This is a genomic window from Shewanella marinintestina, assembly GCF_023283845.1.
Taxonomy (GTDB): Bacteria; Pseudomonadota; Gammaproteobacteria; order Enterobacterales; family Shewanellaceae; genus Shewanella; species Shewanella marinintestina.
The window spans coordinates 1-13,307 of the sequence record NZ_JAKILC010000002.1 but is presented as its reverse complement, the minus strand read 5'-3'; the positions used below and the strand labels follow the sequence as shown (position 1 = coordinate 13,307).

Sequence of the window (13,307 nt, the reverse complement as noted above, 5' to 3'; positions counted from 1 at the left end):
AGTTAAATCTGCCTTTAGTAGAGAAAAGTAAGCTGCCGTTGATGTTAACTCACACTTATCTTCGGCAGACTTAGATACATAATTAGTGGCTTAAATCATATTGATTTTGCAGCTCTATTAGGCGTGATATTTGCTGCAGTGATACTAGATGGGCGTAGATTAAAGGCAGCAATCCGTTAGCTTTTAATGACAGAAACTCTTCATCGCTTAACTGGTTTAGAGCCTGCTCGTCGATAACATAAACGCCATCGATTTTGATTGGTTGCTCACTCTGGGTAAGCTTGACCGTTAGCTGTTTACTAGTAAATAGGTTTTTAGATGCTAATAACTGACAAACATTATTGGTTTGCTCGTTAAACTCAGCCATTTCAAGTAAAGCTTGAGTTCGTTTTTTAAGATAATCTGTTTGTTCTTTTTGACTATCGAATAAAGGGTGTGAGCCTTCAGTTGTCGTTGTGACTAACGGGCTCGAAGTATCAATACAAACAAGCACGTTATCATTATCTTGGCTGGTTTTGACTAGCGACAATGGGGCATTATTAAAGCCGCGTGGATTGACACTCGCTGGCCAATTTGCATCTTGGCTGTAGAGGTTTAAGCCTTGTTTAACCCCCATCATAGCCACGGGAATAAATTGTCCGGTTTCTGTATTTTTTACAAAAACTAGAGGGAATTCGGAGGCTAGGTGGTGAAACTCATGAAACACTACCGGAATAAGTTGCTCATTGGCAAAACGGCGGTAGTCCTTCGATTCTGTGATACATATATTTTGATGGGAATCTGAGTTAAGTGGAACGATATTAGTCATATTGATTTTTAACCTTTAGTTATTATTTATTAAGTGCTTATCGGTTTACTATTTGTCGTTTACAGATTAAGGCATTTGGCCATTCTTATTACATAACTAACATTGCTGTACCAGAAACAATTATCCAAGCTGCAAAGAATAGCTTGAGTTTATCTATCGGCAGAAACAGCGCGAGTTTCTTAGCTATTAATGCGCCGATGATGGCTCCTGGCCCTGCAAATGTGACAATATTAAAGTTGGTATCGCTATCAGCTGATAAGTGTATTCCTGCCGTTGTCCACACTGTTATAGCTGTGACAATGACCCCCGTCGCTACGGCTAAAGTAGGCTCTACTTTTCTTAACAACAGGTAAATTACTATTAGTTCGCCAACACCGACAGAAAGCCAAGCAGTGATCATCCCACCTAAATAACTAATGCAACCAAGTGCAATAAAATCAGTTAGCTCTACTTGATGACGTATTGGCGTTAATGACTTATTTAACTTGGAATGGCTATAAATTAGCGTAATACCGAGCAGAATTGAAAATAAGCTAAATGAATATTCTAGATTAGCTAACGGCGGGATCATTAATGATTCTATCGTCCATAGGCCCGCAACAGATAAAGGTGTTAACAGCAATAACAATAACGGCAGTTGTGTCCAACTGTGTTTTTTATTTTGTAGGTAGTAACTAAACCAGGCGACAGCACCAGTTGTCATGCCAAAGCACTGTATAGCAAAGGATGTAGAGATACTTTGCTCGTTTGTTAAGTTGAGACTATTGAAAACAGGGATGAAAATAACCCCGCCGCCAGCTCCCGTTGAGTTGGCAAATATAGCGCCAGTTATTCCTAGAAAAATATAGTGAAGATAATCTTGAATAAGTGCAAATGAGTTGGGTGATTGCAATACTAATTTTGACCAAAGGGCCACTAAACCCAAAAAAATAGGGATAGACCATAAGTTGCGAACGATTCTATTTTTTGTCAGCTCATTCATTAGATATCCAGTTTATTCTTTTTATCGCTGCCTATTAATCACGCTAAAAGCTAATGCGATGTTATCAATGTTTGACAGCGTTGTCATATTTTTGGTTTCAACTCTTTTATTAAGGAATGACTGATTAACTTAAAAATGCCCTTGGCATAAAAATAACCACATTTAAATGTCAAAAAAATGTAGATATATTGTTCTGGTTTGTGTATGTTCACAAATGACAGCGTTGTCATCTGCTTGTGTGACATGTTGTTTGTAAGGTCTGCATGAAGAGGATGAGGTCTCCTGCTTTATGCCTTTGAGCAAACGAATATGTTTGTTACTCCTATATAGTCTCTCCCCAGAAACTATTGTGGGCCGAGTGTTTGATTACACTCGGCCATTTTTTTAAAGACGAAAAAATTTTAAATTAGGCGCGGTTGTTACCTGATGCAGTAAGTTATTTGATTCAATCTTTAGTCAGGTTTTGAATGGAGTACTTAAAGTGATTAAAACACGTTTTTATCTAGCACTAATGCTTACTTCTACTATCGTGGTAAGCCAATACGTTGTTGCGAAAACGGTCACCACAACTATTCCCGAAAGTTGGCAACTACAGCTAATGAATACCGCGTTAATTCGTGTCAATAGTCAATATCAGTTGCGCCAGCTTTCGACAGATATGAATCAAAAGCGTAAAGTTGAAGAGTCGCTAGCAGGTAATGTCGATGTATTTTGGAGCATGACCTCTTTGCCACTTGAAGAGCAACTCCTACCGATCAGGATCCCTATATTTAAAGGCTTACTAGGCAATCGCTTGCTTATTATCCGCCAGCAATCCCAGCAGCAATTTAATCAGGTAGATTCAAAATCAGATTTTTCGCAGTTTACCGCAGGTCAAAACCACTACTGGCCCGATGCCGATATCATTAAAGCCGCTAACCTTCCTATAGTGACTAGCTATAAGTATAAAAATCTATATCCAATGCTAGAAGGTGGTCGTTTTGATTACCTAGCCTTAGGTGCCCAAGAAATTTGGGAAGAGTTAGATAAACACCCTGATCCCGCATTAAAAATCGATGAGCGTGTGTTATTGCAATATCGTTCGCCTGCTTATTATTTTGTATCACCCGAACAACCACAATTAGCTCAAGACTTACAGCAAGGATTAGAGTCTATGGTGGCAGATGGTAGCTTCGACTCTATGTACAATCAGTATTTTAAAATTGATGAATTATACGCCAAGGCTAAGTTTGACCAACGGGTCATTATTAGACTCGATACTCCGGGGTTACATCACCTAACACCTGTTAATCGACCTGAATTATGGTTGGATTTATTTGATATTGAGGGAGTCAATTAAATGAAGTCTTTATCATTAAAGGTCCAGATCGGTTTAGCTTGTGCGCTGTTTGTAGTGATCAGTATTTTATTCAGCGGAGCGTATTGGTTAGAGAAAAGTCGCCTACAACAGCAGTTTGTTGATTATCAGACTAATTCTCTAGCAAACCTGGAAGTCACCTTGGCCCAACCTGTATTCAATTATGATTTCGAGCAAATAGATGCGGTACTATCGACTTTGCTTAAATCGCCACAGATTTATTCTATTGGGCTGCAAGATCATCGTGGGCAAGATATAGGTTCTGCTGGCCAGAGCGAAAAGATTGCTGAATCAGATCTCACTAAGCATCAATTGAGCTTTAGTCATAATGGGCAAGCAACTGGACAAATGAATATTGCTTATTCGCAGCAACCTATCCAATCAGCGTTAACTGACTTATTGATTACGTATTTGCTTATGGCTGCAATGATTTTGTTACTTAGTATTGGTGCAATTTACGTGATCTTAAAAGTACTTGTGACAACACCATTAACGCATATTGTTCACGCTATGGATGAGATTGCCTGTGGCGATGGAGACTTAAGTCATAAATTGCCGGTTGAAAGCCAAGATGAAGTTGGCCGACTGGCGGCTTCTTTTAATCAATTTGTCAGTCAAATTCATCTAAGCATTAGCAAAGTGAGTGAAACATCTCAGCAAATACTTATTGATGCAGAAGCGTTAGGGACATTATCCAGCGTTAACAATCAACGTGTGCAGTCACAATTAATCGATGCTGAAGCAGCAGTAACAGCAATGACTCAGCTTAACAGTCGCGCTAATGATGTTGCTGCATATGCTGGAGCAACGGCTGATGCCGCGACGGATGCGGATAGAAAGGTTGAACATAGTTATAGTGAATTTGACTCCGGACTTGCCTTGAGTGAAAGTCTTGCTCAAGAGTTAACCCTATCAGCAAAATCAGTTGAACAATTACAACAAGAAACTCAGAAAATTGATGAAGTTGTGGTGGTGATCAATGCTATTGCAGAGCAAACTAATCTGTTAGCGCTTAATGCGGCCATTGAGGCTGCTCGCGCTGGTGAGCAAGGGCGAGGCTTCGCTGTTGTTGCCGATGAAGTGAGAACGTTAGCTAGCCGAACCCAGCAGGCAACTGGCGAGATCCAAAAGATGATTCAAATGGTGCAGCGCAGTGTAAAAGAGACTGTAAATGCTATGCACTCTAGTAAAAGTTTATCAGACGATGCAGTAACGCATTCAACCGAAATCAAGTGCTTATTAACTAAAGTTTCTGAAATTGTGTCAAACATAAGTAATATGAACCTAGACGTTTCAGCTGCTGCTAAAGAGCAAACAGAAGTGACTTCAAGCATATCGATGACTCTTAATCAGTTAGTTACTTCATCAGGTTCAGCATCTACAGATAGTGAAAGACTAGCTCAATCGAGTGATCGTTTATTTCTACAGGGGGAGAAGTTACGAGATCTTGTTAAATCGTTCCGCTTATAAATAAGAATATAGAATAAGGAAAGTCATGAAGATTAAATTGATAGTAGCAGCGGTAGCGGTTGCAATGGCAACCACAGCTTGTTCAAAACAGGCTGCAGATGAACAAATATCCCCTGTAACTGTGAGCTCTCAAGCTGCCAGCGCAACCACTCAACTCACGCAGTCAGTTCTCGATAAAATAGGTCATACATTAGAGATCCGCTATCGCGTGGTGACAAATGTGCCTGATGAGAACTGTGATAAAGAAGTGGGCAATGGCCGCTGCTTCTTAGCTGAAATAGATTTAACTTCTGCAATTGATATCAATAATAAAGACTGGTCGATTTATTATTCGCAAATGCGTCCAATACAGAGCATCGTCGGTGACGAGTTTGATATAACTCGTGTGCAAGGTGACTTGCATAAAATCACTCCTGCTGCTGGCTTTAAAGGGCTTAAAAAAGGCGAGAAAACGACTATTCAGTTCCGCGGTGAGCTTTGGCAATTATCTGAAATCGACGGAATGCCAAATTATTATATTGCGGCTGAAGGTCTAGAGCCTGTCATTATTAGTAGCACGCAACTAGCGGTTGATGCTGAAACGGGTATGGAAGTGCGCCCTTATGTGGATGCGTATACCAATAGTGAAACGCAGTATAAACGCCGTGAGACAGATAAGCTTGAGTGGGCTACAAGCTCGGTGCTTTATAACAATAATCTAAATACACCTGTTGATGCAGTCCTTGCTGAAAATAGCATTTTACCGACACCGGCTAAGGTTAAGCTGAAAGCCGGAGAGCTGCCTGTATCACTAGATGCAGGTTTAAATGTTGAGCTTAATGATGTGGGGGCTGCCGCTGTCAGCGCGGCATTGCAAAGACTCGCTCGCATTGGTGTTAAGCAAAGTGCTAAAGGAGTGAAAACCGAGTTATTACCATTAACGACTAGCACCTCAGCTGGTCAGTATCATCTTGATATTTCAGCAGAGGGGATCCAAATTTTTGCAGCTGATGATGCCGGCTTCTCTTATGGTCTTGCGTCTATTGCTTCGTTAGTAAATACAGAAACATTAGCGGTTAATCCTATTTTTATCGATGATGAGCCACGTTATGATTTTCGCGGCATGCATGTGGACGTATCACGTAACTTTCATAGCAAACAGTTAATTTTAGACCTGCTAGATCAGATGGCAGCATATAAGCTGAATAAATTGCATCTGCATATGGCTGACGACGAAGGCTGGCGCTTAGAAATTAATGGCTTACCTGAATTAACAGACATTGGCAGTAAGCGTTGTCATGACTTAAGCGAAGATACCTGTTTATTACCTCAGTTAGGTAGTGGTCCATTTAGCGATGCTAAGGTCAATGGCTACTATAGCAAAGCAGATTATATTGAAATTCTGCAATATGCTAACGCCAGACAAATACAAGTTATTCCATCAATGGATATGCCTGGGCATTCAAGAGCGGCAATTAAATCAATGGAAGCGAGATACCGCACCTTAATGGCGGCAGATAAAACTGAAGAAGCAAAGCAATATTTATTATCTGATAGTGATGATAAAACGGTTTACTCATCGATTCAGTACTATAACGACAATACATTGAACGTATGTATGGAGTCGACTTTTACCTTTATCGATAAGGTGATTGATGAAATCGCAGCACTACACAAACAAGCTGGAGTGCCATTAGATCTTTACCATATTGGCGCCGATGAAACTGCCGGTGCATGGATTGAATCTCCTGTCTGTAAAGCCTTTATTGCCAATAATGACAAAGGCGTAAAGAGCATGGATGAGCTTGGTGCTTACTTTATCGAAAGAACCTCTCAGCTATTGGCAAACAAAGGTATTGAAGCTGCTGGGTGGAGTGATGGCATGAGTCATACTCGTCCAGAAAACATGCCAAAGAAAGTGCAGTCAAACATTTGGGATGTTGTAGCACATGGCGGCCATAAACGCGCTCACCAGCAAGCAAACTTAGGCTGGGAAGCCGTACTTGGTCAGCCTGAAGTCTTGTACTTTGACTTCCCTTATGAGGCCGACCCGAAAGAGCATGGCTATTACTGGGCTAGTCGAAACACTAACTCGCAAAAAATCCACAGTTTTATGCCAGGTAACTTGCCGGCTAATGCAGAGCAGTGGACCGATATTGAAAACTTACCTTTTGAAGCTGACGATACTGTAATAAAAGATGAAGCTGGTAACGTGGTCAGCGGCCCGCTAAAAGCAACAGTGAAGTTTGCCGGTATTCAAGGTCAGCTCTGGAGTGAAACGGTGCGTAGTGATGATGTTGCTGAATACATGATGTTTCCGAGAGTGATGATGCTTGCTGAGCGCGCTTGGCATAAGCCTAATTGGGAAGTGCCATATCAATACCAAGGTGCGGTTTATAATCAGCAAAGTGGTTTCTTTACTGAAGAGATGCGTGCCGCGCAGGCCAGCGACTGGTATCGCATAGCCAATACTCTTGGCGCTAAAGAACTATTAAAGCTTGATAAGGCTAATATTGCATACCGAGTACCAACACCAGGCGCTGTTATAAAAGACGGTAAACTGTTTGCTAATGTGATCTTCCCTGGGCTTGATATTGAATATCGGTCAGCTGGTGGGCAATGGCAAGCGTATGCTGAGGGCGTAACTGTTACAGCGCCTGTTGAAGTTCGAGTGATAGCTGCAGACGGTAATCGTAAAGGTCGCACATTAGTTGTTAAGTAACAATTGGCTAACAGTTGTTATCTGCAAAATATGTAAGTAATAACTAAGCTTGAACGTAGCAGTACCAAAGGTGTTGCTACGTTTTTTTATGTTTTATAAAGCTAGTTTAAAAAACGAATGACAACGCTGTCATTATTGTTGTAACATGAAGTTAACTTGGTGGGCTTTTACACATAAAGTCTAGATCCATTCTGTTTATAAAAGAATGAGAACGATAAAGAGGTCTGTCATGGGCATGAGCCAGACGAAAGAAGAGTCGCTATACATAGGAATTGACGGTGGTGGTAGTAAGTGCCGTGCAACAATTTACACTAGTGACTATCGTATTTTAGGCACAGGGGTAGCGGGACGTGCTAACCCACTTCATGGCCTAGCTCAAACGTTTCAATCAATTGAAGAGTCAACGCAGCTAGCATTAGCTGACGCAGGATTGGCGCCGAGCGACGCCAAGCGTTTAATTGCTGGGTTAGGTTTAGCAGGGGTTAATGTCCCAAGACTTTACCAAGATATTGCGACTTGGCAGCATCCATTTGCCAGTATGTATTTGACGACTGATCTGCATACCGCGTGTATTGGCGCACATCAAGGCCAAGAAGGCGCCGTTATTATTACAGGCACAGGCTCTTGTGGTTATGCACAAGTTGCAGATACAGAACTATTTCTCGGTGGCCATGGCTTTGCTCTGGGCGATAAAGGCAGTGGAGCTTGGCTTGGTTTAAAAGCTGGCGAGTGTGCACTATTAGACTTAGATGGCTTTGGTGACAAAACGGTATTGAGCCAGCGACTATTTGATTATTTTGGTGTCGATAGTGCATTAGGGATCGTTGAAAACCTTGCAGGTCAATCATCTAGTACTTACGCAAAGCTTGCTAGAATCGTGTTTGAAAGTGCTGCAAAGAAAGATAGCGTTGCGCTCGATATTGTCCGTGAAGGCGCGGGGTATATCAGTGAACTCGCACGTAAGTTATTTGAAGTTAATCCCCCGCGATTTTCAATGATAGGTGGACTTGCTGAGCCACTCGCACCTTGGCTTGATGAGGATGTAGTAGCAAAAATGTCTCCTACCTTACAGCCACCAGAGTGGGGCGCAGCATTTTTCGCTCAGCAACAACATGCTAAGGCTTAATTGGCCTAAGACTCTAAAGCAAATATGTCGATACGATAGCGGTACATTTAAGTAAGTGAGAACAAAATGAAGCAAACGATAATTGCAGATCGCGTGTTTGATGGAGATGAACTCCATACTGGCTTGCCTATCACGTTTGAAGATGGGCACATCTTGGCATTTGATACCATGCAAGGTGCCAAAGAGTCACGTTTAAGTCGTTTAGTCACTCCTGGCTTTATTGACGTACAAGTTAATGGCGGAGGAGGCGTACTATTTAACTCATCTCCTAATGTCAAAGGGATTGCAGCCATTGGCAAAGCCCATGCTAAATATGGCACCACGGCATTTCTACCGACATTAATTACAGATGATCTGAATGTCATGCATCAGGCTGCTGATGCGGTTGCAGCAGCATTAGAACAAAAAGTTGCGGGTGTAGTCGGTGTACATTTTGAAGGACCACACTTAAGCGTACCTAAAAAAGGCGTGCATCCTCAGCCATTTATTCGTCGTATTTCAGATGCAGAGCTGGAGATTTTTAGCCGCCAAGACCTTGGTATTAAAGTTGTTACTCTTGCACCTGAGAATGTGTCGACAGAAGTTATCGAAGCGCTGGTAAAATCAGGTGTTAAGGTGTGTTTAGGTCACTCTAATGCTGATTACGATACAGTGAAAGCTGCACTCGATGCTGGCGCAAACGGTTTTACTCATCTTTATAACGCCATGTCAGCGCTGGACTCTAGAAAACCAGGTATGGTTGGCGCAGCGCTTGAAAGCACTGAAGCTTGGTGTGGCTTAATTGTTGACGGTCATCACGTGCACCCTGCATCTGCTCGAGTCGCAATTAATGCTAAGCCTAAAGGCAAGGTGATGTTAGTGACTGATGCGATGCCACCTGTCGGCTTAGATGAAGAAGTTAGTTTTGAATTGTTTGGGACTCAGGTATTAAGAGTTGGCGACAGGCTAAATGCAGTGACGGGCGAGCTTGCTGGTTGCGTACTCGATATGGCTGGCGCCGTTGCTAACACTGTTAATATGCTAGGGCTTGCACCTGAGGAGGCTATTCGTATGGCATCTCTTTACCCTGCTGAATATTTAGGGTTAAGTCATCAAATGGGTAGGCTGCAAGTGGGTGGGCGTGCCGATATGGTGGCTCTTGATGATAACTACCAAGTGGGGCAGACCTATATTGGAGGAGAGCTAGCGTTTACTCGCTAGTTGTTGACAGTTGATGAGCTGCACAGGGTTTATCCCTTAAACTTGAACTATTAAATGGAGCCTCAGTAGTGAATACTACGGAGGCTTTGTTTTAATCAAACCCTTTATAAAGCCAATAAAACTAAAATAAAAGGCTCTTTAGATGACGACAATAACTAATACTACTGCTGAAAAAGCTAACTCAGCGGAAAATCCCTCGGGGCAACAAACCATTAAACCAGTAAAGAAATTAAGGCTTAAATCTCTTGATGCTTTACGTGGTTTTGATATGTTTTGGATTTTAGGTGGTGAAGCGTTATTTGCTGCTTTACTCGTATTAACTGGTTGGGCAGGGTTTAAATGGTTTGATGCACAAATGCATCACAGTGCTTGGCATGGTTTTACGTTTTACGACCTGATTTTTCCGCTGTTTATTTTTCTATCTGGTGTCGCATTAGGCTTATCGCCAAAACGCTTAGATAAACTGCCTTTACCGCAACGAACACCTCTATATAAACATGCTATAAAGCGATTACTGTTACTACTATTGTTCGGTGTTATTTATAACCATGGTTGGGGCACTGGTGCACCGTTTGCCATAGGCGAGGTGCGCTATGCCAGTGTATTAGGTCGTATTGCTTTCGCTTGGTTTTTCTGTGCGTTATTAGTGTGGCATACGAGCTTACGTACGCAAATCATTACCGCTGTTAGCGTATTAGTTGGTTATGCATTATTGCAAACATTTCCTTTTATTACCCTTAATGGTAGCGGCGCATTCAGTGCTACTGGTTCGATAAATGCAGCGGTAGATACTTTGTTACTACCGGGGGGCACTTATCAAAATGCAGCGGTAGATCCAGAAGGGATATTATCTACTATACCGGCTGTGGTTAATGCATTATTTGGTGTGTTTGTCGGTCACTTTATCGTTAAGCCTCATATAAAAGGTGAGTGGTTTAAAGTGGGGGTATTAACGGCTTCGGGGATCGCGCTAATTGTGTTGGGCTGGCTTATCTCACCACTGATACCTGTTAATAAAACTCTATGGACCAGCAGTTTTACTTTGGTTACAGCGGGGTGGAGCATTCTGTTGCTGGCTTTGTTTTACGCCATCATTGATGTAGTTAAAGTGCAGAGGTGGGCGTTTTTCTTTACCGTCATAGGCTGTAATTCGATTGTGATTTATATCGCTAGCAGTATCGTTAATTGGAAATACACTGCACAAAGTTTATTTGGTGGTGTGATAGCGAGCTTGCCTAATAATGTACAGGCTTTAGCCGGTGTTATTGCTTTACTCTTGGTGCAATGGTTAGTGCTTTATTGGATGTACAAGCGCGGAATTTTCGTTAAAGTTTAACCTTTGATGTGGCAACGCTAGGCTGAAGACCGCTGTCGGATCTTATCTTTTTATTCGCTAAGCGTTTCGGCTTAGCATGCGCCGTCAATAGTTTTGTCATTATTGGTTCTAAATGCGGCGTAGACCGCATGCTCATTGGAGATAGGATCCATATGATATATCCGAAAACACAAATAAAATAAAAATGACAGCGTTGTCTTTTTGGCTGCAATGTTTTAACATCAGTGAAACAATAGGCGGGCTAAGACATCAATAACAACGTTAATGATGGCCAGATAGAACTGTTAGTTTCGTTGAATTTAGGCTCTTGTGAACTGCACTTGCCAAATAATAAGCAGCTAGAAGTCTGCAACAACAAAGTAGCGACAATGAAGGATGGGATAACAGATTAATCTGGTATCATAAAATCAATTACTATAAGAAACAGGTTTAATATGACAGCAACGACTCAGGCTCAAGCTAGCCCAAAGAGCAGTTTACTGCCTATGACTATTATAGGTGTGCTCTTTTTTATCTTCGGATTCGTGACTTGGCTTAATGGCTCACTGATCCCATTCCTTAAAATCATCTGTGAGTTAAATGAGTTTCAAGCGTTGTTCGTAACGTTTGCTTTCTACATTGCTTATACCGTGATGGCGTTACCTATGTCATCCATACTTAAAAAAACAGGCTATAAAAATGGTATGGCAATAGGCTTGGCGATTATGGTCGTCGGCTCATTACTGTTTATACCTGCAGCACAAAGTGCCAATTATATGCTGTTTCTTGGTGCTCTATTTGTGCTGGGTACAGGCTTAACTATTTTACAGACTGCATCAAACCCTTATGTTGTACATATTGGCCCTAAAGAAAGCGCTGCAATGCGTATTAGTATCATGGGGCTAATTAACAAAGGTGCTGGCGTTATTGTACCTATTTTGTTTACAGCGCTAGTGTTATCTGGATTTGAAAACTTTACCGCAGAGCACTTAGCTGCGTTAACTGAAACTGAGCGCCAAGCACAGATCAATGAGCTATCTTCTAGACTTGTTATGCCATATATCTACATGGCTATCGCACTGACATTTTTGATTGGTCTTGTTAAGTTTTCTTCGTTACCAGAGCTTGAGTTTGAAGGCGCTGATGATCACCAAGAAAAGGGCAGTATTACTCATTTCCCACAAGTTGTATTAGGTGCCTTAGCTCTATTTGCTTATGTTGGTGTTGAAGTGATTGCCGGTGATACCATCGGTCTTTATGGTGAAAGCTTAGGTGTGAATAACTTCGCCTCACTCACTTCGTATACCATGGTGTTTATGGTATTTGGTTACATCATTGGTGTGACTTGTATCCCTAAGTTTATTAGTCAAGAAAAGGCATTGTTAGGTTCAGCTATTGCGGGGATCTTATGTGTTATCGGTGCGTCTTTAGGTTCTCGTGAAAGCACTATGATTGCGGATATTTTATGGGGCTGGAGCGGTATTCCAGTTATTCCTGATACAGTGACTTTTGTGGCACTCATGGGGCTTGCTCATGCGCTTGTTTGGCCTTCAATTTGGCCGCTAGCATTAGAAGGTTTGGGTAAGTATACCGCTCAAGGTTCTGCACTATTGATTATGGGGATTTCTGGCGGCGCTATTTTACCGCTAGTATTTGGTAAGGTTGCACACTTTGCTGATAATACTCAGGTAGCCTATTGGGTTGCATTACCATGCTATTTATTCATCTTATTCTACGCCTTAAAAGGTCACAAGATGCGCAGCTGGTAATCAAGTCTACTGTGTTATAAAGGAGCCTTTTAGGCTCCTTTTTTATTTTCAGTTTGGCATAATTTCGTAGTGCTAGTTAGGTGCCGTATCAATTATGCTTTGGTTGAAAGTAAGCGGAGGTATTTCTGGTGATGCTACACAACAGTTAGCTATAGCAGTAACCTTACTATACGAGGTACACAAGCTATTTTAAGCTTGATATATGATAGGACCACTTAGAATCATAGTAATGAGTACAAGAGCTTTATGACTGGCTCTATGAGTGTCTTAATTATTAATGAGGGCATCTGCTGGTTATGTTACAAAAGAGATTGGTTATGACTTAAAGCCTTATCCCCGACATAGGTTTTATGAATTTTGGCTAGAGTGGAGGGGGAGCGAGTTACTAACGGAAGTGCTAAATGGTGAATTTAATACTATCAAGGTTATTGAACTTGAAGCTATAAATAGCAGATACAAAAAAGCCACTCATTGAGTGGCTTTTTTGTTTTTATGGTGCCGGCACCAAGAGTCGAACTCGGGACCTACTGATTACAAGTCAGTTGCTCTACCAACTGAGCTATGCCGGCTTATTTGCTT

At 41.7% G+C, this 13,307-nt stretch carries 9 protein-coding genes and 1 tRNA gene; 7 read left to right on the top strand and 3 right to left on the bottom strand.

What is annotated here, in order from left to right; all coding sequences use genetic code 11:
* Nucleotides 1-82: 82 nt before the first annotated feature.
* Both L2747_RS02385 and L2747_RS02380 read right to left on the bottom strand, forming a co-directional pair.
* On the bottom strand, nucleotides 83-808 hold the full coding sequence (locus L2747_RS02385; RefSeq protein WP_248997512.1) for a SapC family protein: 726 nt from the start codon (nucleotides 806-808) through the stop codon (nucleotides 83-85).
* An 88-nt stretch (nucleotides 809-896) separates the two neighbouring features.
* Nucleotides 897-1,790 (bottom strand): sulfite exporter TauE/SafE family protein, encoded by an 894-nt coding sequence (locus L2747_RS02380; RefSeq protein ID WP_248997511.1) that lies wholly within the window; start codon nucleotides 1,788-1,790, stop codon nucleotides 897-899.
* A 511-nt stretch (nucleotides 1,791-2,301) separates the two neighbouring features.
* On the opposite strand from L2747_RS02380, the gene L2747_RS02375 reads away from it, so the two are divergent.
* The 7 genes from L2747_RS02375 (at nucleotide 2,302) to L2747_RS02345 (ending at nucleotide 12,728) form a co-directional block, all read left to right on the top strand.
* Nucleotides 2,302-3,129, top strand: coding sequence for a type 2 periplasmic-binding domain-containing protein (locus L2747_RS02375; RefSeq protein ID WP_248997785.1), 828 nt, complete (start codon nucleotides 2,302-2,304; stop codon nucleotides 3,127-3,129).
* Nucleotides 3,130-4,617 carry a methyl-accepting chemotaxis protein gene (locus tag L2747_RS02370; protein ID WP_248997510.1) on the top strand — a complete coding sequence of 496 codons (1,488 nt, stop codon included), beginning with the start codon at nucleotides 3,130-3,132 and terminating at the stop codon, nucleotides 4,615-4,617.
* Nucleotides 4,618-4,642: 25 nt separating this feature from the next.
* Entirely contained in the window at nucleotides 4,643-7,318 is a 2,676-nt protein-coding gene (locus tag L2747_RS02365; RefSeq protein ID WP_248997509.1) for a family 20 glycosylhydrolase, read from the top strand.
* A gap of 229 nt (nucleotides 7,319-7,547) precedes the next feature.
* Nucleotides 7,548-8,444 carry an N-acetylglucosamine kinase gene (gene nagK / locus L2747_RS02360; RefSeq protein WP_248997508.1) on the top strand — a complete coding sequence of 299 codons (897 nt, stop codon included), beginning with the start codon at nucleotides 7,548-7,550 and terminating at the stop codon, nucleotides 8,442-8,444.
* 66 nt (nucleotides 8,445-8,510) lie between these two features.
* Nucleotides 8,511-9,644, top strand: a complete 1,134-nt coding sequence (gene nagA / locus L2747_RS02355) for an N-acetylglucosamine-6-phosphate deacetylase (RefSeq protein ID WP_248997507.1) — start codon at nucleotides 8,511-8,513, stop codon at nucleotides 9,642-9,644.
* Between the two features lie 142 nt (nucleotides 9,645-9,786).
* Nucleotides 9,787-10,980 (top strand): transmembrane glucosamine N-acetyltransferase NagX, encoded by a 1,194-nt coding sequence (nagX, locus tag L2747_RS02350; protein WP_248997506.1) that lies wholly within the window; start codon nucleotides 9,787-9,789, stop codon nucleotides 10,978-10,980.
* Nucleotides 10,981-11,414: 434 nt separating this feature from the next.
* Entirely contained in the window at nucleotides 11,415-12,728 is a 1,314-nt protein-coding gene (locus tag L2747_RS02345) for a sugar MFS transporter (RefSeq protein ID WP_248997505.1), read from the top strand.
* A gap of 493 nt (nucleotides 12,729-13,221) precedes the next feature.
* Here the strand turns inward: L2747_RS02345 and L2747_RS02340 are convergent.
* A tRNA-Thr gene (locus L2747_RS02340) sits at nucleotides 13,222-13,297 on the bottom strand.
* Between the last annotated feature and the right edge of the window lie 10 nt (nucleotides 13,298-13,307).

Excerpts from the sequence above, each read along its gene's own strand:
- L2747_RS02385 (WP_248997512.1), bottom strand. The coding sequence starts at position 808 with ATGACTAATATCGTTCCACTTAACTCAGATTCCCATCAAAATATATGT.
- L2747_RS02380 (WP_248997511.1), bottom strand. The coding sequence starts at position 1,790 with ATGAATGAGCTGACAAAAAATAGAATCGTTCGCAACTTATGGTCTATC.
- L2747_RS02375 (WP_248997785.1), top strand. The coding sequence starts at position 2,302 with ATGCTTACTTCTACTATCGTGGTAAGCCAATACGTTGTTGCGAAAACG.
- L2747_RS02370 (WP_248997510.1), top strand. The coding sequence starts at position 3,130 with ATGAAGTCTTTATCATTAAAGGTCCAGATCGGTTTAGCTTGTGCGCTG.
- L2747_RS02365 (WP_248997509.1), top strand. The coding sequence starts at position 4,643 with ATGAAGATTAAATTGATAGTAGCAGCGGTAGCGGTTGCAATGGCAACC.
- nagK (WP_248997508.1), top strand. The coding sequence starts at position 7,548 with ATGGGCATGAGCCAGACGAAAGAAGAGTCGCTATACATAGGAATTGAC.
- nagA (WP_248997507.1), top strand. The coding sequence starts at position 8,511 with ATGAAGCAAACGATAATTGCAGATCGCGTGTTTGATGGAGATGAACTC.
- nagX (WP_248997506.1), top strand. The coding sequence starts at position 9,787 with ATGACGACAATAACTAATACTACTGCTGAAAAAGCTAACTCAGCGGAA.
- L2747_RS02345 (WP_248997505.1), top strand. The coding sequence starts at position 11,415 with ATGACAGCAACGACTCAGGCTCAAGCTAGCCCAAAGAGCAGTTTACTG.